This window comes from Bradyrhizobium sp. USDA 4504 (assembly GCF_054063995.1).
Genome location: NZ_JBSSGV010000001.1, coordinates 3,688,582 through 3,707,187, shown reverse-complemented (window position 1 = coordinate 3,707,187; position 18,606 = coordinate 3,688,582). Strand labels below are relative to the sequence as shown.

20 protein-coding genes are annotated in these 18,606 nt (G+C 63.4%); 12 read left to right on the top strand and 8 right to left on the bottom strand.

Annotated features, from left to right (window positions below):
• The first annotated feature begins 42 nt into the window (after nucleotides 1-42).
• Both ACVMB1_RS17290 and ACVMB1_RS17285 read left to right on the top strand, forming a co-directional pair.
• On the top strand, nucleotides 43-1,047 hold the full coding sequence (locus ACVMB1_RS17290) for a transglycosylase SLT domain-containing protein (RefSeq protein ID WP_143271131.1): 1,005 nt from the start codon (nucleotides 43-45) through the stop codon (nucleotides 1,045-1,047).
• 163 nt (nucleotides 1,048-1,210) lie between these two features.
• Nucleotides 1,211-2,392, top strand: coding sequence for a DUF2336 domain-containing protein (locus ACVMB1_RS17285; protein WP_076831608.1), 1,182 nt, complete (start codon nucleotides 1,211-1,213; stop codon nucleotides 2,390-2,392).
• A gap of 68 nt (nucleotides 2,393-2,460) precedes the next feature.
• Here the strand turns inward: ACVMB1_RS17285 and ACVMB1_RS17280 are convergent, their stop codons facing one another.
• The 3 genes from ACVMB1_RS17280 to ACVMB1_RS17270 form a co-directional block, all read right to left on the bottom strand.
• Complete coding sequence (locus ACVMB1_RS17280) at nucleotides 2,461-3,039, bottom strand: Hpt domain-containing protein (RefSeq protein ID WP_016843908.1); 579 nt, start codon at nucleotides 3,037-3,039, stop codon at nucleotides 2,461-2,463.
• Nucleotides 3,040-3,048: 9 nt separating this feature from the next.
• A complete protein-coding gene (locus ACVMB1_RS17275) occupies nucleotides 3,049-3,594 on the bottom strand; it encodes a response regulator (protein ID WP_028336173.1) in 546 nt (181 codons plus the stop codon).
• A gap of 105 nt (nucleotides 3,595-3,699) precedes the next feature.
• On the bottom strand, nucleotides 3,700-4,479 hold the full coding sequence (locus ACVMB1_RS17270; RefSeq protein ID WP_028336174.1) for an NAD kinase: 780 nt from the start codon (nucleotides 4,477-4,479) through the stop codon (nucleotides 3,700-3,702).
• A 163-nt stretch (nucleotides 4,480-4,642) separates the two neighbouring features.
• Between ACVMB1_RS17270 and ACVMB1_RS17265 the strand changes: the two genes are divergently transcribed.
• Complete coding sequence (locus ACVMB1_RS17265) at nucleotides 4,643-6,259, top strand: S10 family peptidase (RefSeq protein ID WP_076831605.1); 1,617 nt, start codon at nucleotides 4,643-4,645, stop codon at nucleotides 6,257-6,259.
• Nucleotides 6,260-6,597: 338 nt separating this feature from the next.
• On the opposite strand, the gene ACVMB1_RS17260 is transcribed toward ACVMB1_RS17265, so the two are convergent.
• Both ACVMB1_RS17260 and ACVMB1_RS17255 read right to left on the bottom strand, forming a co-directional pair.
• Nucleotides 6,598-7,701 carry an IS4 family transposase gene (locus ACVMB1_RS17260; protein ID WP_456848766.1) on the bottom strand — a complete coding sequence of 368 codons (1,104 nt, stop codon included), beginning with the start codon at nucleotides 7,699-7,701 and terminating at the stop codon, nucleotides 6,598-6,600.
• 185 nt (nucleotides 7,702-7,886) lie between these two features.
• Nucleotides 7,887-8,783 carry a DUF2189 domain-containing protein gene (locus ACVMB1_RS17255; protein WP_026192934.1) on the bottom strand — a complete coding sequence of 299 codons (897 nt, stop codon included), beginning with the start codon at nucleotides 8,781-8,783 and terminating at the stop codon, nucleotides 7,887-7,889.
• Between the two features lie 546 nt (nucleotides 8,784-9,329).
• Here ACVMB1_RS17255 and ACVMB1_RS17250 point away from each other — a divergent pair.
• The 8 genes from ACVMB1_RS17250 (at nucleotide 9,330) to ACVMB1_RS17215 (ending at nucleotide 16,128) form a co-directional block, all read left to right on the top strand.
• Nucleotides 9,330-10,163 (top strand): cytochrome c oxidase subunit II, encoded by an 834-nt coding sequence (locus ACVMB1_RS17250; RefSeq protein WP_076831602.1) that lies wholly within the window; start codon nucleotides 9,330-9,332, stop codon nucleotides 10,161-10,163.
• 83 nt (nucleotides 10,164-10,246) lie between these two features.
• Nucleotides 10,247-12,022: a cytochrome c oxidase subunit I gene (gene ctaD / locus ACVMB1_RS17245; RefSeq protein ID WP_057019653.1), complete on the top strand. Its 1,776-nt coding sequence runs from the start codon at nucleotides 10,247-10,249 to the stop codon at nucleotides 12,020-12,022.
• Nucleotides 12,019-12,723 carry a cytochrome c oxidase subunit 3 gene (locus tag ACVMB1_RS17240; RefSeq protein WP_076831599.1) on the top strand — a complete coding sequence of 235 codons (705 nt, stop codon included), beginning with the start codon at nucleotides 12,019-12,021 and terminating at the stop codon, nucleotides 12,721-12,723. Before ctaD ends, ACVMB1_RS17240 begins: the two co-directional genes overlap by 4 nt.
• A gap of 14 nt (nucleotides 12,724-12,737) precedes the next feature.
• Nucleotides 12,738-13,460, top strand: coding sequence for a heme-copper oxidase subunit III family protein (locus ACVMB1_RS17235; RefSeq protein WP_057019651.1), 723 nt, complete (start codon nucleotides 12,738-12,740; stop codon nucleotides 13,458-13,460).
• Nucleotides 13,461-13,468: 8 nt separating this feature from the next.
• On the top strand, nucleotides 13,469-13,876 hold the full coding sequence (locus tag ACVMB1_RS17230; RefSeq protein ID WP_050384760.1) for a cytochrome C oxidase subunit IV family protein: 408 nt from the start codon (nucleotides 13,469-13,471) through the stop codon (nucleotides 13,874-13,876).
• A gap of 140 nt (nucleotides 13,877-14,016) precedes the next feature.
• The gene (locus ACVMB1_RS17225; protein WP_057019650.1) at nucleotides 14,017-14,925 is read left to right on the top strand and encodes a heme o synthase; all 909 of its coding nucleotides are present in this window, start codon (nucleotides 14,017-14,019) and stop codon (nucleotides 14,923-14,925) included.
• Nucleotides 14,926-15,375: 450 nt separating this feature from the next.
• A complete protein-coding gene (locus ACVMB1_RS17220) occupies nucleotides 15,376-15,540 on the top strand; it encodes a hypothetical protein (protein WP_168856726.1) in 165 nt (54 codons plus the stop codon).
• A gap of 150 nt (nucleotides 15,541-15,690) precedes the next feature.
• Nucleotides 15,691-16,128 (top strand): DUF5658 family protein, encoded by a 438-nt coding sequence (locus ACVMB1_RS17215; protein ID WP_057019648.1) that lies wholly within the window; start codon nucleotides 15,691-15,693, stop codon nucleotides 16,126-16,128.
• Between the two features lie 78 nt (nucleotides 16,129-16,206).
• Here ACVMB1_RS17215 and ACVMB1_RS17210 read toward each other — a convergent pair whose 3' ends face one another.
• The 3 genes from ACVMB1_RS17210 to ACVMB1_RS17200 form a co-directional block, all read right to left on the bottom strand.
• On the bottom strand, nucleotides 16,207-16,713 hold the full coding sequence (locus ACVMB1_RS17210; RefSeq protein ID WP_076831596.1) for a hypothetical protein: 507 nt from the start codon (nucleotides 16,711-16,713) through the stop codon (nucleotides 16,207-16,209).
• Nucleotides 16,714-16,737: 24 nt separating this feature from the next.
• Nucleotides 16,738-16,947, bottom strand: a complete 210-nt coding sequence (locus ACVMB1_RS17205) for a hypothetical protein (protein ID WP_076831593.1) — start codon at nucleotides 16,945-16,947, stop codon at nucleotides 16,738-16,740.
• Nucleotides 16,948-17,081: 134 nt separating this feature from the next.
• Nucleotides 17,082-17,963 (bottom strand): LysR substrate-binding domain-containing protein, encoded by an 882-nt coding sequence (locus ACVMB1_RS17200; protein ID WP_076831590.1) that lies wholly within the window; start codon nucleotides 17,961-17,963, stop codon nucleotides 17,082-17,084.
• A gap of 181 nt (nucleotides 17,964-18,144) precedes the next feature.
• On the opposite strand from ACVMB1_RS17200, the gene ACVMB1_RS17195 reads away from it, so the two are divergent.
• Nucleotides 18,145-18,606 (top strand): (2Fe-2S)-binding protein, encoded by a 462-nt coding sequence (locus ACVMB1_RS17195; RefSeq protein ID WP_057019645.1) that lies wholly within the window; start codon nucleotides 18,145-18,147, stop codon nucleotides 18,604-18,606.

Here is an 18,606-nt window from a genome sequence, read left to right as displayed (position 1 = left end):
ATGGGGTGCCGATTGCCGGCGCCCGGCAAGGCACCCGGACAGATGGCGGTCGACCTCTTCAATGCGACGGCTTCGGCAGGTGTCGATTCCTCGCGCCTGAAGGTGGCGAGCTCGATCAAGCAGGCGGCCGCGACCACCGGCACGAGCTTCGAATATCTGCTCACCACCGCGAAGATGGAATCCAATTTCAATCCGCGGGCCGGCGCCACGACCTCGTCGGCGCATGGACTTTATCAATTCATCGACCAAACCTGGCTCGGCACCGTCAAGGAGGCCGGAAGCCAGCTCGGCTATGGCCAGTACGCCGACGCCATCACCAGGAATTCCGACGGCAGCTATTCGGTCAGCGATCCCTCGGCGCGCGCCGCGGTCATGAAGCTGCGCGACGATCCGGACGCGGCGTCCTCGATGGCGGCGGTGCTGACGCAGTCCAACAGCTTCAAGCTTACCGGCAAGCTCGGCCGCCGTCCGACCGATGCCGAACTCTACATGGCCCACTTCATGGGCGTCGGCGGCGCCGGCAAGTTGATCTCGAGTGCCGAGGACAGCGCGAGCGCGAATGCGGCCGCGATGTTTCCGAAGGCGGCAGCCGCCAACCAGTCGATCTTCTACGACAGGGCGGGCAGCGCGCGCAGCGTCAGCCAGGTCTATTCGGTGCTGACCACGCGGTACGCCGCGGCCGCGAACTCCAAGGATACGCGCACCGCCTTCGCGGCGGCGGGCGGCGACACCATGTCGCCTTACGCGATCGCAGGCGCCGCGCCGACCGCAGCGCTGACCATGGACACCGCGTCCTATCTCTCGACCTTCCCGGACTCCCGGTCGGCCGCGCCCGTCGCTGCGACCTCGGCTGTGGCATCGGCACAGCCGGCGCCGACCTTCCGCTCGCTCTACCAGGCCGGCGACCGCTCGGAGCCGATCTCCCCGGCGGTGCAGGAGCTGTGGGGCAATTCCGCCTCGCTGACGTCATCGGCGACGCCGAAGGTCCGCGCGCCCGGACGGCTCGACCTGTTCAGCGATCCGAGCGGCACCTACAGCAACGGCTAGCGCTGTCTTGCTGCGCGCGCGAAGCCGCGCGCCGTTGCGGCTTTAACGAAACGTCAATAATCCCAAACGTTTATGGTGAACCCTTTGTTAAGCGTCATGGTTTATTTTTCCTTGTGGTGGCGTCGTATGTCGATGCCGTTTCGTTGCGTAAGCCGGAAGGACCATGATCGTTCGGCAGTTTATTAGTTGGATTAGGACCGCTCCAGCAGGTGAGCGAGCAGAGGCAACGCGGGCGTTGGCCCGGGCCTGGCTCATCTCGGATCTCACCGAGGACGACCGCATCGCAGCCGAAGGCGCGCTGCTGATGCTGCTCGACGACCCGTCGCCACTGGTGCGGCAGGCGATGGCCGAGGTGTTCGCGCGCAGCGCGGACGCACCCGCCGCAATCGTGCAGGCGCTGTCGGCCGACCAGCCGGCGATCGCGCTGCCGGTGCTGGAACATTCACCGCTCTTGATCGATGCCGACCTCGTCGACATCGTCGCCACTGGCTCCGACGAGATGCAGTGCGCGATCGCGCGCCGCACCAATCTGCCGGCCTCCGTCGCCGCCGCGATTGCCGAGGTCGGCTCGGCGGCCGCCGCGCTCGAGCTGATCGAAAATCCTTGCGCCGGCCTCGCGCCGTTCTCCTGGGATCGCATCGTCGAACGCCACGGCCATCTCGCCGCCATCAGGGAATCGATGCTGCAGCTGGAGGACCTGCCGTCGGCAACGCGGCTGGCGCTGGTCGCAAAGCTCTCCGACACGCTGGCGCAGTTCGTCGTCACGCGAAACTGGCTCGGTGCCGATCGCGCCGACCGGATTGCCGGCGAGGCCAGGGAACGCTCCACGGTGAACATCGCCGCGCGCGCCTTCGGCGACGACATGCAGAACCTGATCACGCATCTGCGCGCCACCGGGCAATTGACCGCCGGGTTAATCCTGCGCGCGCTGCTGTCGGGCAATCTCGATCTGTTCGGGGCGGCGCTCGCTGAACTCTCCGGACTGCCCTATGGCCGCGTCTCCGCGTTGTTGAACGACCGCGGCGGCAACGGCCTGCAGGCGCTGCTGCGCCGCGCCGGCTTGCCGGAATCCACCTACGCCGCGTTCCGCGTCGCGCTCGAGGCCAGCCACGAGGTCGGCTATGTCGACAGCGGTGACGGCGCGGCGCGGCTGCATCGCCGCATGGTGGAGCGGGTGCTGACGCATTGCGAGACAGATCATTCGGCGGCCGAGCCGCTCCTGATCCTGCTGCGCCGCTTTGCGACCGAATCGGCCCGCGAGGACGCACGGATGTTCTGCGAGGAGCTCGCCGCGGAAGACGCCATCGCGGTGCTGCCCTACGACGACGATCTCATCGCGGCCTGAGGGCCGCGCTTCCTTCCCATCGATGGATGCTTGAGTGGGCTGCGCAACGCGAGCAGCCGGCCGCGCGGCTATTCGCCGGGCACGATGCTCGGCGCGAGGATCGCCTCGAGGTGTTCGGGACGGTCGCGGTTGGCGTGGGTCAGGAATTCATCGGCGATGCCGCGGAGCTGCTTGCTCAGCACGCCGGCGACGACTGCGGTGTCGAGCTTGGTGCGGTTGCGCACGATCGCCTGCACGGCGTTGATGTGGTGGGCGATCAGCTGCGGCGGCACGGCGCCGAGATCCGGCGCGTGCTCGATGATGCGGCACAGGCTCTCCGCGGCTGCGGCGGCCGACGGATAGCCGAATGTCGCGGCATCGCCCTTGATGTCATGCGCGGCGCGGAACAGCTCCTCGCGCGTCTTGTCGCTGAAGCCCTCGCGCAGCACGGTGGCGTGCGCGGCGGAGAGGCGGTCGGCCTCGATCGTCATCCACTCCTTGAACTCGCCCGACAGCCCGGCGAGCGCCTTTTCGGCGCGGCCGACCGGATCGTCGAGATCGCTCTCGGGGACGCGCAGCAGCATCTTGCGCAGCGGATTGGGCTGCGTGATCACGTGGTGCGTGCCGAAACTCTTGACTTCGATCGTCCCGGGTTTGTCTTTCGCCATGGCGGTATCCTAGATGGCCGAGCGCGCCTTTTCGAGCAGCGACGGCTGTTGCAGCACCTCGACCTCGCCGCTACCGCGGCGTTCGGGGCCGATATAGGTGTTGGTGGTGTTGCGGCGGCGGTCGGGGCCGAAATAGGTCTTGGTCTTGATGAACGGGCGCGGGTTGGCGACCACGTTCATGATGCGCTGGTAGAGGCCCTTGGCCGAGATCGGCTTGGCCAAAAATTCGGTGACGCCGGCATCGCGCGCCACCGTGACGCGACGCTTCTCGGAATGTCCGGTCAGCATGATGATCGGCGCGTAGGGATTACCCTTGGATTCCGGCTGCCGGATCATCTGCGCAAGTTCGAGCCCGTCGAAGATCGGCATCGACCAGTCGGTGATGACGATGTCGGGCACGTAGTGCGTGTACATCTCGAGCGCGGTGGCGCCGTCCTCGGCCTCATACACCTCGCGCGCGCCGAACGAATGCAAAAGCGTCCGCAGGATGCGGCGCATGTGCGGATTGTCGTCGCAAATCAAAAATCGCAGCTTGTTGAAATCGATGCGATACATGGTCCGGCCCTGATAGGGCATACCGGGCCAATGCGGTATTACCCGACGTTAACCATATCCCGCCCGGGGTTAATGATTGGTTGCCGGGCAAGGAGGCAGACGCCGTCAGTAGCCGAACTGCTCGCGCAGGATGCGTTCTTCCAGCGAGTGGCCGGGGTCGAACAGCATCCGCATTGCGATCGTCTTGTCGGACAGCACCTCGACCCGGCGGACGTCGCGGACCTCGTCATGGTCGGCGACCGCGGCGACCGGGCGCTTCTCGCCCTCGATCACCTCGATCACCACGAAGGCGGAATTCGGCAGCAGCGCGCCGCGCCAGCGCCGCGGCCGGAACGCGCTGATCGGGGTCAGCGCCAGCAGCGCCGCGTTGATCGGCAGGATCGGCCCCTGGGCGGAGAGGTTGTAGGCGGTCGATCCGGCCGGCGTCGCCACCAGGATGCCGTCGGCCATCAGCTCGGGCATCCGCTCGTGCTCGTCGATCAGGATGCGCAACTTGGCGACCTGGTAGGTCTGCCGGAACAGCGCGACCTCGTTGATGGCGTGATGCAGATGCACGGCGCCGTGGATGTCGGTCGCGCGCATCAGCAGCGGATTGATCAGCGACTCCCGCGCGGCGGCAAGCCGGGTGCGCAGATCATGCGTCGAATATTCGTTCATCAGGAACCCGACGGTGCCGCGGTGCATGCCGTAGATCGGCTTGCCGCTGCGCATGTTGGCGTGCAGCGTCTGCAGCATCAAACCGTCGCCGCCGAGCGCGACCACGACGTCGGCATCCGCGGGTAGATGGTTGCCGTACATTTCCGTCAGCTGCTCGAGCGCCGACTGCGCTTCCACGCTCGCGCTGGCGACGAAGGCGATCTTGTCATACCGCTTGGAGCTGGCCATTCGCTCACGAACTCGTTTGGCACGGAACACGCCGCGCTCGTCTATACATCCCGGGCGGCCTTGTCGAGATGGTCCGGGAACGGACCGCATGCCACGCCGGCGCCGCCAAACTAGCGCAGTTTGTTGCTGGATTGCGTAAATCGGGGCGCAGGGAGTGAACGATATGGCTAACAGTCTTGCGACACGGCTCGCCGCGGCGTTGCTGGTGGCCTGTCTTGCGACCGCGGCGCGAGCCGACGATGACGTCCCGCAGCCATCGCCGTCGCCGAGCGCGCAGGCCCCAAGCGGCCAGAACCCAAGCGGCCAGAGCCCAGGTGGCCAGAACCCGAGCGGCCAGAAGGGGCGGGCAGGACGCGGCGGCGAGGCCGGCTCCGGCGCCAACGCTGCGGCCAGCGGCTCGACCGCCGAGCAGCACCGCCTGCCGCCGGACTCCACGACCAAGCAATCGGTCGCGCTGCCTTCCCGCACGCTGAACTTCAGCGCGACCGCGGGCTCGATCCGCGTGTTCGACGACAAGGGCGAGCCGCTCGCCGACATCGCCTATACATCCTACCAACTCGACGGTGCCGAGAAGGCGAATCGGCCGGTAACCTTCCTGTTCAACGGCGGTCCGGGCTCCGCGTCGGCCTGGCTGCAATTGGGCAATGTCGGGCCGTGGCGGCTGCCGTTCGACGGCGCGGTGTCCTCGGCCGCGCCCGAGCTGCAGGCCAATGCCGATACCTGGCTCGATTTCACCGATCTCGTCTTCATCGACCCTGTCGGCACCGGCTACAGCCGCTTTGTCACCACCTCGGAGGAGGCGCGCAAGCGCTTCTTCACCGTCGACGGCGACGCCAATTCGGTCGCGCTGGTGATCCGCCGCTGGCTGGAGAAATACGACCGGCTGACCTCGCCGAAATATCTCGTCGGCGAAAGCTATGGCGGCATTCGCGGGCCCAAGGTGGTGCGCAATCTGCAAATGCAGCAGGGCGTCGGCGTCCGCGGCCTGGTGCTGATCTCGCCGGTGCTCGATTTCCGCGAATATACCGGCTCCAGCCTCCTGCAATATGTCGCAAGCCTGCCGACCATGGCGGCGGTCGCGCGACAGGCAAAGGGCCCGGTGACGCGTGAGGATCTCGCCGACGTCGAGAGCTACGCGCGCGGCGATTTCCTGCTCGACCTCGTCAAGGGGCAGGCCGACACCGAGGCCACCACGCGGCTCGCCGACAAGGTCGCTAGCCTGACCGGCATCGATCAGGTGGTGAGCCGCAGGCTCGCCGGCCGTTTCGACATCGGCGAATTCCGCCGCGAGTTCGATCGCAAGAACGGCAAGGTGACCGGCCGCTACGACGCCTCCATCGAGGGCTTCGATCCTTATCCGGATTCCAGCTATTTCCGTTTCAACGATCCGTCCGGCGATCCGCTGATGGCGCCCTTGACCAGCGCCGCCGTCGACCTCACCACGCGCAAGCTGAACTGGCGGCCGGACGGCTCCTATCATCTGCTCAGCGAAAGCGTGAACAAGGCCTGGGAGTTCGGTCACGGCATCAGTCCGGCGGAGTCGGTGACGCAGCTTCGCCAGGCGCTGGCGCTCGACCCCAACCTGAAACTCCTGGTCGGCCACGGCCTGTTCGATCTCGCCACGCCGTACTTCGCCTCGAAGATCATCCTCGATCAGTTGCCGGCCTTCGCGGGCCCGGGCCGCACCAGGCTCGCGGTCTATCCCGGCGGCCACATGTTCTACTCCCGCGACGGCTCGCGCCAGGCGTTCCGCAAGGAGGTCGAGGCGCTGATGAGGTAAGGGGATGTGGCGGTGTGGATTGCGCCGTCGCTGCAAATACGGTCGTCGTCCTGGCGAAAGCCAGGACCTATAACCACCAAATTCGATTGTGAACGGGATCGCGGCCCCGGCGTCGCGCAACAAATTCCGTTTGGGGTAATGGGTCCTGGCTTTCGCCCATAGGCGCTAAGATAGTTTGATCATAGTCTGATAGTGGCGCTTATGTCTGGGTGGCTCGCGTAGATGTCGCCGGAGAGCGTGACTGGCTCTGCAGAGTAGAGCGATTGCGGGCTGTGGAATGATCGCTTGCCGTAGCGAAGCGACGAGCTGGCGCAGCAGACGCCACGTCACTGGGTGGGTCAGGCGGCGTCGGCCAAGCGGGGAGAGTCTTCGAGTTCGTCGACGAGCGGCTCGAGCAATAGAATGATCAGCAGATGAGCGAGGATATGGGGTCTGGCGGACCGCTCGTCGGTTCCGGGAGGTCCCTTCAGGCCAATCAGGCTTTTCAGCCGCTTGAAGCCGAGCTCAATGCGCCATCGCAGCCGATAGAGGGCGAGGATATCTGCAGTCGTGAAGTCCTCTGGCCTGAGTGAGGTCACCAGGATCACCCAATCTGCGGCGTCAAGTGTTTGCCTGGAGAGCTGATGACCTCCCTTTTGTGCAGTCCGGCGCGCCTTGCGTCGCGCAGCCGCAGCAGCTTGCGCCGGCTTCTTCGCGGCAACCAGACGCACTGCGAGCGGCGGCGCACCTGACTTGCGCTTTATCCAAATCGGCCGATCGATCAGGCCACGCGCCGAGGCGTTGCGCAGTTCGGCAGTGAGGTCAACAAGATTACCTTCGGCATCGAGCCAGCGCGCGCTCTTCCAGCCGGCCCGGATCACGAAGTCCGCATCGGCATCGACGAGATGCGCCATGCGCTCCGGTTGCAGATAGGCGCGATCGGCAAGACGGATCTCACCGGCAACCGCCGGTATCCGATCCAGCGTCTCGCCCGCTCGCTGATCGGTCAGTTCGAAGTGACCAAAGCGCTCCTGCGGAAGATCGAACGCGCTATGGATACGCCACACTGCGTTCTTGTTCCTGCCGCTCGTCCCAGCCTTGGGGACCGTCGTGGCGTCAACAATACGGATCAGACGACCGCGGCTCGCCTTCGGCGCCGCGGCGGCAAGCGTCTGCTCGACCAAGATTGCCAGCCAATCTCCGCACTGACGTAAGCGATACAACAGAGCCACGTTGGAGATATCGACAAGCCCAACCGACGTGGCCCATGCCGCCGTCAACCGCAGCCCTTTCTCACCAAGGCAATAAGCCAAGATCAGGCGCAGCAAGTCGACCGCATTGCTGATCTCCCGCGGACGGACAAACGCCTTCGTCTTGCGCGCGCTAATGTTCAGAGCCTCGGCTCCGCCAAGTCGGGCGACAACGCGCGCCCAATCTTTGTTCACAAGCGATTCGTGTGCCATTCCATCTTGGAATCACAAGCGAATCCAAGGCGCAAATCCTATTTTAGCGCCTATGGGCTTTCGCCAGGACGACATCGATAGTGTGACACGGCCGACATCCACCTTCGTCGTCCCGGCCCCCGTGCGCAATTGCGCACTAGGCCGGGACGACACTGAATTGCGCGACATGCTTCGCGCGAAAACGCTTAGCGCTCACGGCTCCACGGGAAGAGGGAGGCCGGGAAATCGGCCGCATAGCGGTGACCGATCGGCGGGCGGGGCTCTTCTTGCGGAGGATTCCGGTCAGGCTCGACCACCTTCCTGTAAAGATGCCAGGTCGCATGACCAAGCACCGGCAGAACGACGCAGAGACCGACGAAGAATGGCAGTGAGCCCACCGCCAGCAATACCGCAACGATCAATCCCCACGCGGCCATCTCAATTGGATTCATCATCACGGCCCGTATCGAGGTGCGGATCGCATCGATCGCGGTCGCATGACGGTCGAGCATCAGTGGAAAGGAGACGACGCTGACGCATAGGGCAACCAAGGCGAAAAGGAAGCCGACGCCGCATCCGACGATGATGAGCGACCAGCCTTCGGGCGTCGTCAACACACGCTTTGCGAAATCAGGGATGCTCGCAGCCGGCGCATAACCGAACGTCATGATGTAGATCGCGTCCGCGGTGGCGATCCAGACCCCGAACAGAACGAACAGAAGAACGCCAAGTTCGAACATGGCGCCGAACGACGGCGCGCGCAGCACCTGCATCGCATCCCAGGCTCCTGGCTCCTCTCCGCGTTCGCGCCGTCGGCTCAGTTCGTAGAGGCCGAGGCCGGCGAAAGGACCGATCAGGGCGAAGCCGGCGGCGAGCGGAAACAGCAGCGGCAGCACCGAATAGCCAAGCACAAGTCTGAACAGGACAAGTCCGAGCACGGGATACATCACGCACAGGACGATTGCGTGGGTCGGGATGGCCTTGAAGTCTTCCCAGCCGAGGCGCAACGCGTCGCCCAGGTCGGAAAGGCTGATCTTGCGAACGACGAAGGCGGTAGAGACGCCAAACAATTGCAGCTTGGGTCGTGCGAACACCGTGGTCATGGTTCCGGTCTCCTTGCTTGTGGCCGCAGGGGAACGGAGCGCCATCAACACACGCACATCCGCCTCATGCGCGAAAATCGCGACTGAGTCCGGCAAATCAGATTCAACCAGAAGGAGCTTGCCGGACGACGCCTGTCGCAACCGGTCAAGTAAAACTAGTCCGATGCGCGGCAGAAGCAAGGTGGCGAATGCGGTCGGGAGAATTGTGCAGATGCACAAACGAGGTCTTGCGATGCACCATGCGATTGGGGAGGGTCGATCAGTGTTCGCGGCATCCAATGCATTCCCGCCAACACGCGCCGGACAGCGGCGGGCATTACTCCTCTATTGACGTCTGGCTCGATGGGTACCATGTTGATGCTTGACGCCCCCAGCTCCGATGAGGTTGCGGCCGTGACGTTGAGTTTTTGTCATGTCCCAGCATCGCGACCGGCAGAATGGGCGAGGCAAAAGCCACGGTGATGGTGAACGTGAGACCATCCCTCTGACGTGAGCTCCGCCCTTTCGTTCGTCTCCGCAGCCTTCAATGGCAAGGAGGAATGAGGGATGGCTGTAGCGATTTTACTGCTCCTGGTTGCCGTCGCCTCGGTGCTGTTCCACCTCTACAGCCCCTGGTGGTGGACCCCGATTGCCTCGAACTGGAGCTATATCGACCACACGATCAACCTGACATTCTGGATCACCGGAGCGGTGTTCTGCGCGGTGATCGTGTTCATGGCCTATTGCGTCCTGCGCTTTCACCACACCGAGGGACGGCGCGCCCACTACAATCCCGAGAACAAGAAGCTCGAATGGTGGCTCAGCATCGGCACCGCGATCGGCGTCGTCGCCATGCTGGCGCCGGGCCTCATCGTCTGGCACCAGTTCGTCACCGTTCCCGCCGACGCGACCGACGTCGAGGTCGTCGGACAACAGTGGATGTGGAGTTATCGGCTTCCGGGAAAGGACGGCCGGCTCGGCACGTCAGATGCGCGCCTGATCAGCTCCGACAATCCACTCGGGTTGAATCCCAATGATCCGAACGGGCAGGACGACATCGTCGTGCAAAACGAGGATCTGCATCTGCCGGTCGGGAAGCCGGTGAAGGTGCTGCTCCGCTCGATCGACGTCCTGCATGATTTCTACGTGCCCGAGTTCCGGGCGAAGATGGATATGATCCCTGGCTCGGTGACCTACTACTGGCTCACGCCGACCCGGACCGGAACCTTCGACGTCCTCTGCGCGGAGCTTTGCGGTGCCGCGCACGCACAGATGCGCAGCAAGGTCGTCGTGGAAGAAGAGAAGGAATATCACGCGTGGCTGGACAAGCAGCACACGTTCGCCGCCTTGTCCGGCCAGCGCAACGTCGCGAAGGCCGCGTACAAGACTGGCAGCGAATGAACATGCCGACGAGGATCGGCCGGATGATCGGCCGGAGATGAAGTGAACTCGTCGCTGAGCGGAAGACCAAGGAGGGTATTCCGATGGTCGATATCCCGTTTGATGAGGTCGCAGGCATCCCGCCCGCCGAAGTAGGTGAGGTCGAGCTCTATCATCCGCACAGCTGGTGGACGAGGTACGTCTTTTCGCAAGACGCCAAGGTGATCGCCGTCCAGTACTCGATCACGGCGATGTCGATCGGAATGGTCGCGCTGGTGCTGTCGTGGATGATGCGGCTGCAACTGGGGTTTCCCGGCACGTTCTCCTTTATCGATGCCAACCAGTACCTTCAGTTCATTACCATGCACGGCATGATCATGGTGATCTACCTGCTCACGGCGTTGTTTCTTGGCGGCTTCGGCAACTACCTCATCCCGCTGATGGTTGGCGCGCGGGACATGGTCTTCCCTTACGTGAACATGCTGAGCTATTGGGTCTACCTGCTCGCGGTGCTGGTGCTGGCCGCGACGTTCTTCGTGCCGGGCGGGCCGACCGGCGCCGGTTGGACGCTTTATCCACCCCAGGCGATTCTCTCCGGTACCCCCGGGCAGGACTGGGGCATCGTTCTCATGCTGGCCTCGCTGATCCTGTTCATCATCGGCTTCACGATGGGCGGGCTCAATTACGTGGTAACAGTATTGCAGGCCCGCACACGCGGCATGACCTTGATGCGCATGCCCTTGACGGTGTGGGGCATCTTCACCGCGACCGTGATGGCCCTCCTGGCGTTCCCGGCGCTGTTCGTGGCCTCGGTGATGCTGCTGCTGGACCGCCTCCTTGGAACCAGCTTCTTCATGCCGACACTGGTCGAGATGGGCCAGCTGACCAAGTATGGCGGCGGCAGCCCGATCCTGTTCCAGCATTTGTTCTGGTTCTTCGGCCACCCCGAAGTCTACATCGTCGCGCTGCCGGCGTTCGGCATCATCTCGGATCTGATCAGTACGCACGCGCGCAAGAACATCTTCGGCTATCGCATGATGGTCTGGGCGATCGTGGCGATCGGGGCGCTGAGCTTCGTCGTGTGGGCGCACCACATGTATGTCAGCGGCATGCACCCGTATTTCGGGTTCTTCTTCGCCACCACGACGCTCATCATCGCGGTCCCGACCGCGATCAAGGTCTACAACTGGGTGTTGACCCTTTGGCGCGGTGACATCCATCTAACTGTGCCGATGCTGTTTGCGCTCGGCTTCATCGTCACCTTCGTCAATGGCGGCCTGACCGGGCTGTTCCTCGGCAACGTTGTCGTCGACGTTCCACTGTCGGATACGATGTTCGTCGTCGCGCACTTCCACATGGTGATGGGGATTGCGCCGATCATGGCCGTGTTCGGCGGGATCTATCATTGGTATCCGAAGGTCACCGGGCGGATGCTCAATGACGCGCTCGGACGCTTCCACTTCTGGGTGACGTTCATCGGGGCCTATGCGGTGTTCTTCCCGATGCACTATCTCGGCCTGCTCGGGATGCCGCGCCGCTATCACGACATCGGCGAGACCTCGTTCGTCCCGGCCTCCGCCCATGACCTCAATGCGTTCATGAGCGTGGCGGCGCTGATTGTCGGCTTCGCTCAGCTCGTCTTCCTGTTCAATCTGGTCTGGAGCCTGTTCAAGGGAAAAGAGGCGGGCGGCAATCCCTGGGGTGCCACCTCGCTGGAATGGCAGACGCCGGAGACCCCGCCGGGGCACGGCAACTGGGGCAAGGAGCTCCCCGTCGTCTATCGCTGGGCCTACGATTACAGCGTGCCCGGTTCCGCGAGGGACTTCATCCCGCAGAATGAACCGCCGGCCAAGGTGCTGGCCCAGGGAGCCCATCCGTGAGTGCCATCGTCCTGTTCATTTCTACGATTGCAGCGATCGCGGGATGGTGGCTCTCGCAGCAACGGCTGGCCGCCAAGCCGTGGCTGGAGCAGGGCATTGCGGTGGATCTTCGCGGCGATCTCGGCTCTTCGGTGCCGGCGGCGAAAATCGGCCTCGGTGTTTTTCTCGCGGTGGTCGGTTCGCTGTTCGCGCTCCTGATCAGCGCCTACTCGATGCGCACCACCATGGTGGACTGGCGCGAGTTGCCGCTGCCGAGGCTGGTGTGGTTCAACACCGGCGTCCTCGTCATCAGCAGCATGGCGCTGCAATGGGCGCTGATGGCCGCGCGCCGCGACGACCATGAGGGCCTGATCGCGGGCCTGTTGGTCGGCAGTGCATCGGCCGTGATGTTCCTGATCGGGCAGCTCGTGGTGTGGCAGCAGCTCAACATCGCCGGCTATGCCATGGCGTCGAATCCGGCCAATTCCTTCTTCTATCTGATCACCGCGCTCCACGGGCTGCACCTGACCGGCGGCCTGGTGGCGCTCGGCAGGGCGACCGTAAAACTGTGGCGTGGCGCGCCGATGACGCAGATGCGCCTGAGCGTCGAGCTTTGTACCATCTACTGGCATTTCCTGTTGTTGGTCTGGCTGGTCCTGCTCGGTCTGCTGACGGGCTGGACAGACAATTTCGTCGACATCTGTCGCCAGTTGCTCACCTAGCGAGGCAGGAAGCGATGACCGAAACCACACTCGCAACCCCCAAGGCGCTGCCCGGAACGATACCCGGATTGCGCGGCATCGCCGCCGACTGGGCCTCGGACCAGCGCGCGTTCAAGAACGTGTCCTGGGGGAAGGCCATGATGTGGATCTTCCTTCTGAGCGACACCTTCATCTTCAGCTGCTTCCTGCTGTCGTACATGACGGCGCGAATGTCGACGACCGTGCCGTGGCCCAACCCCAGCGAAGTATTCGCGCTCAATATCGGCGGCCAGCACATCCCGCTCATCCTGATCGCGATCATGACCTTCATCCTGATCAGCAGCAGCGGGACGATGGCGATGGCGGTCAACTTCGGTTACCGCCGGGATCGCGTCAAAACGGCCGCCTTGATGCTGGCCACCGCGGCATTCGGCGCGACGTTCGTCGGAATGCAGGCTTTCGAATGGACCAAGCTGATCATGGAGGGCGTGCGGCCCTGGGGCAACCCGTGGGGCGCACCGCAATTTGGCGCTTCCTTCTTCATGATCACCGGCTTCCACGGCACCCACGTGACCATCGGCGTGATCTTCCTGATCGCCATCGCGCGAAAGGTTTGGCGGGGAGACTTCGACGTCGAGCGGCGCGGCTTTTTCACGAGCCGCAAGGGCTATTACGAGATCGTCGAAATCATGGGCCTGTACTGGCATTTCGTCGATCTGGTCTGGGTGTTCATCTTTGCCTTCTTTTATCTCTGGTGAGGTCGCGCATGACAGAAGCAGCGGTACATGTGGAAGGGCAGGCAGCACAGCATGCGCTACACAGCTATGTGCATGGTGCGGTGGCATCGGGCGCCGCGCATGCAGAGGGCCAGCAGCACCCGATCAAGCTCTATCTCGTGGTCTGGGGATGGCTGTTCGTGCTCAGCACTTGTTCCTATCTCGTCGACTATTTTGGTATCCACGGCCACCTGCGATGGTCGCTGATCCTGCTGTTCATGGTGCTGAAGGCCGGCCTGATCGTCGCTGTGTTCATGCACATGGCCTGGGAGCGGTTGGCGTTGGCCTACGCCATCCTGTTGCCGCCGGTGCTGGTGCTGGTTTTTGTCGGGATCATGATGTTCGAATCCGACTATACGCATCTGCTTCGGGTGATGTTCTTCGCGTCAGCAAGCTAAGAAATGGACGGCCACGACCGCGTGGGTCATGCTGGACAAGGCAAAGCGTCCTGAAGGCGGAGGACTCGCCACATCGTCCGGAACCCTGCGAAGCAGGCCTTTGGCCGATGGCTTTTTCGAACCGACGAGGAATTAGTCTCGTGCAAATCAATCGTTCAATTCTTCGCCGGAGCTATGCCAACATCGGAGATTACGTCGCACTGACGAAACCGCGCGTGATGTCGCTGGTCGTCTTTACCGCACTGGTCGGTCTCATGGTCGCACCAGGCGGCATCGATCCCTTCACCGGTTTCGCTGCTCTTCTCTGCATAGCCGCGGGAGCTGGCGCCGCAGCTGCGCTCAATATGTGGTACGACGCCGACATCGATGCGGTGATGGCGCGTACCGCCATCCGTCCAATTCCCAGCGGCCGCGTATCGCGCCCGGAAGCATTGGCCTTCGGATTGATGCTCGGCACGTGCGCCGTCCTGGCTCTCGGCACCTTGCTGAACATGGCCGCTGCTGCGCTGCTTGCTTTCACTATCTTCTTCTACGTCGTCGTCTACACGATGTGGCTCAAACGCCGAACGCCGCAGAATATCGTTATTGGCGGTGCCGCCGGCGCGCTCCCTCCGGTGATTGGCTGGGCTGCGGTCACGGGACATGTTGGGCTCGAGCCGCTCATCCTGTTTCTGATCATCTTCCTCTGGACGCCACCCCACTTCTGGGCACTGTCGCTCAATCTTGCTGGAGAATACGCCCGTGCCGGTGTGCCGATGTTGCCGGTCGTGGCTGGCAAGACAGAAACAAAGCGCCAGATTCTTCTCTATTGCGTGCTTTTGGTTCCGATCTCACTGCTGCCTTGTGCGCTGGGGTTCGCGGGAGCCGTCTACGGCGCGGCCGCGGCGACGCTGGGAGCGATCATGATTTTTCTCGCATGGCAGTTGCGCCGGAGCGACGACAAGGAAAGGCGGCCTGCTCGTCGCTTGTTCGTGTTTTCGATGCTCTATCTGGTCCTGCTTTTTGGGGGGCTGCTGATGAATGCTGCACCCTACGCTCAGTCCCACTGACTGGACGCATTCGAATCGACAGCCGCTGGGCGTTGTTCGGAAAAATCGAATATTGTTGCCGAGCGGGCTTGCGCTGCCGGGCAGCTCAGTGATTGAAGTTCGCAGGCACCCGCCAGGGACGGCCCTAGCGCTCGTCCCGCATTTATGGACTTCGCTGGGAGACGAGTCTCAAGTCTTGGTCTGCCGACATCGTCTGGAGCCCGTGCATATGTGGCCCGCTCGCCGGGTTGCCCAACAGGATCCAGGCGATGGCGCCCGTGGCCAGCATTCCGCCGCAAATAACCAAAAGGTCCCGCCTCATCGCGCGTCCTCCGTATGCGGCCATTTCCAAGCATAAATCAGGCCAATCCATTTGGGCCCGGGCAGGTGCGGCGCATGGGATAGCGTTGGACAAGTAGGACAGGCTCGCCCTAAGCTTCGGCCGTTGCAGCAACCAGGCGCGGTTCAAGAATGGACTGGTCCTACTATCTCGGGGGCACTGCCATTGTCCTGCTCCTTCTTGCCTATCGGCTGCATGGCGGGCTGTTTAGGAAGAATTCACGGCGGGACGAGAAACTAAATCGACTGATTGATGAACGCATCGGACGCTTGGACCTGAAGCGCCGCAACGATTGAACCGCCCTGAAGCGGCACCTCGAGGCCAACGCAACGCCACTCTCCGGAATTATCCTCACGGCGACGGCAGAGCTACCTTGGTCTCCCGAGATGACCATCTCGGCAGATGATGCTTTTTTGTGATTTGAAAAGAGATATTTGAGCAATCGAATGAAGGTCTGGGTCTATACCGACACAAGCAAGCCCGTTGGCGAGCCGGAGCATCTGAAGATTTTCGCGACCAATGATGCCGCGCAGTCGTGGTTCAAGCGAAACGTCCCGGGGGGCGCCGCATTTGCTTACGAGATTATTCTGGGGCCACGTTACCTCGCCAAGACGCTCCTCGTGCTGTCCGTCCTGCTTCTTGGCATCGCCGATCTCTACACCACCAACACGATCCTGAATCTCGGCCTCGGCGAGTTGAACCCGTTCATGCATGTCGCTCAGACATGGCTCGGCCCCTGGTGGCTTATTCCGAAGCTCGGTCTGACCTATTTCATGATGTGGCTGCTTTGGCGCAGCAACAACCCCTACAATATCGCGATCGTGGCGGCGTTTTGCTCCACGCCCGTACTCAATAATCTTCTGATCATCGCAAGCACGAAGTAGCGAGGAACACCAGTGGTGCCTCCGCCAGGGCAGGCGCGAGACATCGCTGGCTTCATATCGGTTCGCTCGCTACGGCGATTACTGGCAGTAGTCCCAGAATCCTTGCGTGCGGGACGGATCGGTATAGTACCAGCACATGCCGGGCGCCGGCGCGGCACCGGCCCATGCCGCGGCCGTTGCCGCCGTCACGACCCCGATGGCAGCGCCGGCTGCGATTGCGCCGCCCCTTGGCCAGTAATACCGGCCCGGACGCGCCCATCCGCCGCCTCCCACCACCGTCCGGCCGCGAACCGCGACGTTGCCGCGGGGCCCGACGACGGCGGTGCGGCCGCGATAGGCGCCACCGCGCGGCCCAACGGCTGCGCCACCACGGTGAACGACGGCGCCGCCGCGGGGACCGACCGCTGCGCCGCCACGGCGGCCGGCCGCGCGGACTGCAACGACGTCGGATGATTGCGCGACGTGATTACCGATCGGCATCGCGCCGAGCAGCGCTGCGGACGCCGATTCAAGCGGTATTGCCGCAATGATCGAGGCGGTGAGGATGGACGCTGCAAGCATCGTAGTACGCTTCAAGTCAAGCATCAGTGTATCTCCTCCTAAATTCGGCTACGTCCACCGGTCGATCCGGTGGGCGCGGCGCTGTCCTCCGTCGATCAGCCCGCTGTACTCGATGCCGTCCGAGTTCGAAAAGACGAGACTGCCCGAGAGATGACCGCTGGACATCTGGGTCGCGTCAAGGCCCGCGCCGCGAACGGCGTCGCTCGGATCTTCAATTCTCGAAATGGGAAGGCGCGTCAAAACCTCGGCAGGCAGCATGTCGCGCCTCACTTGAACGGAAGCCGCCCGGCATCGGCGCGACGGCCTCATTGCACGTTCTCATGCTACGCGCTCCGTCGCGACGTTACAACCTTGGCCAGTAGCGTTGAGCGGTTTGGCCGCGGCGATCTGTCTCAGCCGTACGTCTCCACGATGAAGTCGATCAGCGCGCGCAGCTTCGGCGTCATCTTGCGGTGCTTCGGCCACAGGATCTGGCGCGCGCGGCTCTGCGTCGTGTAGTTCGGCAGCAGGACCTGCAGCCGTCCCGCGGCGATATCGTCGGCCAGCAGCTCGTCGCGCATCAGCACGATGCCGGCGCCCGCCAGCGCCGCATAGCGGATGCCGAACGCGCTGTTGATGAAGAGGCGGCTCGCGACATCGACATGCACTTCGCCCTCCGGCCCCGAGAATGTCCATCGCTGCCCGTCCGACCAGCCGGGGTAGCGCAGGCATTCATGGCGGGCGAGATCGGCCGGATGGGTTGGCGTGCCGCGTTCGGCGAGATAGCTCGGCGCGGCGCACACCACGCCTGTATAGGGCGACAGCGAGCGCGACATCATGGTGGAGTCGGTCAGCGTGCCGACCCGGATCGCCGCATCCAGCCCTTCCTCGAGCAGATCGACCATCCTGTCGCTGAGGATGAGGTCGACCGAGACTTCCGGATGTTTCTTCATGAAGCGGACCAGCGCGGGCGCCAGGCTGTACGACCCGAAGGCGACCGAGGTCGCCACGCGGAGCTTGCCGCGCGGCGCGCTGAGCGCCTCCTCGACCAGCGCATCGCCGGCCTCGGCCTGTTCAAGCAATTGCTTGCAGTGATCGAGATAGCTGCGGCCGAGCTCGGTGAGGCCCTGCCGCCGGGTCGACCGGTTGATCAATTGCGATCCGAGCCGGTCCTCGAGAAATCGGATATGCTTGCCGATCATGGTCGGCGACATCCGCAACTCCTTGGCCGCCGCGGTGAAGGAGCCGAGATCGGCGACGCGGGCGAACACGGACATGCTGGTCAGTCGATCCATGATTATAAACCAATGGTTATTTCACTGCGCATCAAGGCGCTACTTATTGGGTGCTGGAACTATATTTATTACCATAAGTGAGCAATCGGCGCGATGATGCGTCCGATTGCTTCGAAATGCTGCCGATTTCGCCCGGAGGGACGCAATCTCGCCGGAGCCTGAACCAGACAGGAGTGTCACGATGCCCTTCCAGATCACGATCAATGGGACCAGTCATTCGGTCGATGCCGATGGCGACACGCCGCTGCTCTGGGTGCTGCGCGACGTGCTCGGCATGACCGGCACCAAGTTCGGCTGCGGCATGGCGCTGTGCGGCGCCTGCACGGTGCATCTCGACGACACGGCGGTGCGCTCCTGCATCACGACCATCGACAGCATCGGCGACTCCAGGATCACGACCATCGAGGCGGTCGGCATGACGCCGGCGGGCAAGAAGATCCAGGACGCCTGGCTCGCGCATGAGGTGCCGCAATGCGGTTACTGCCAGTCGGGGCAGATCATGTCGGCCTCCGCGCTGCTCGCGGGCAAGCCGAAGCCGACCGATGCCGATATCGATGAAGCGATGTCGGGCAATATCTGCCGCTGCGGCACCTATGTGCGCATTCGCGAAGCCATCAAGCAAGCCGCGCAGTCGGGAGGTTGA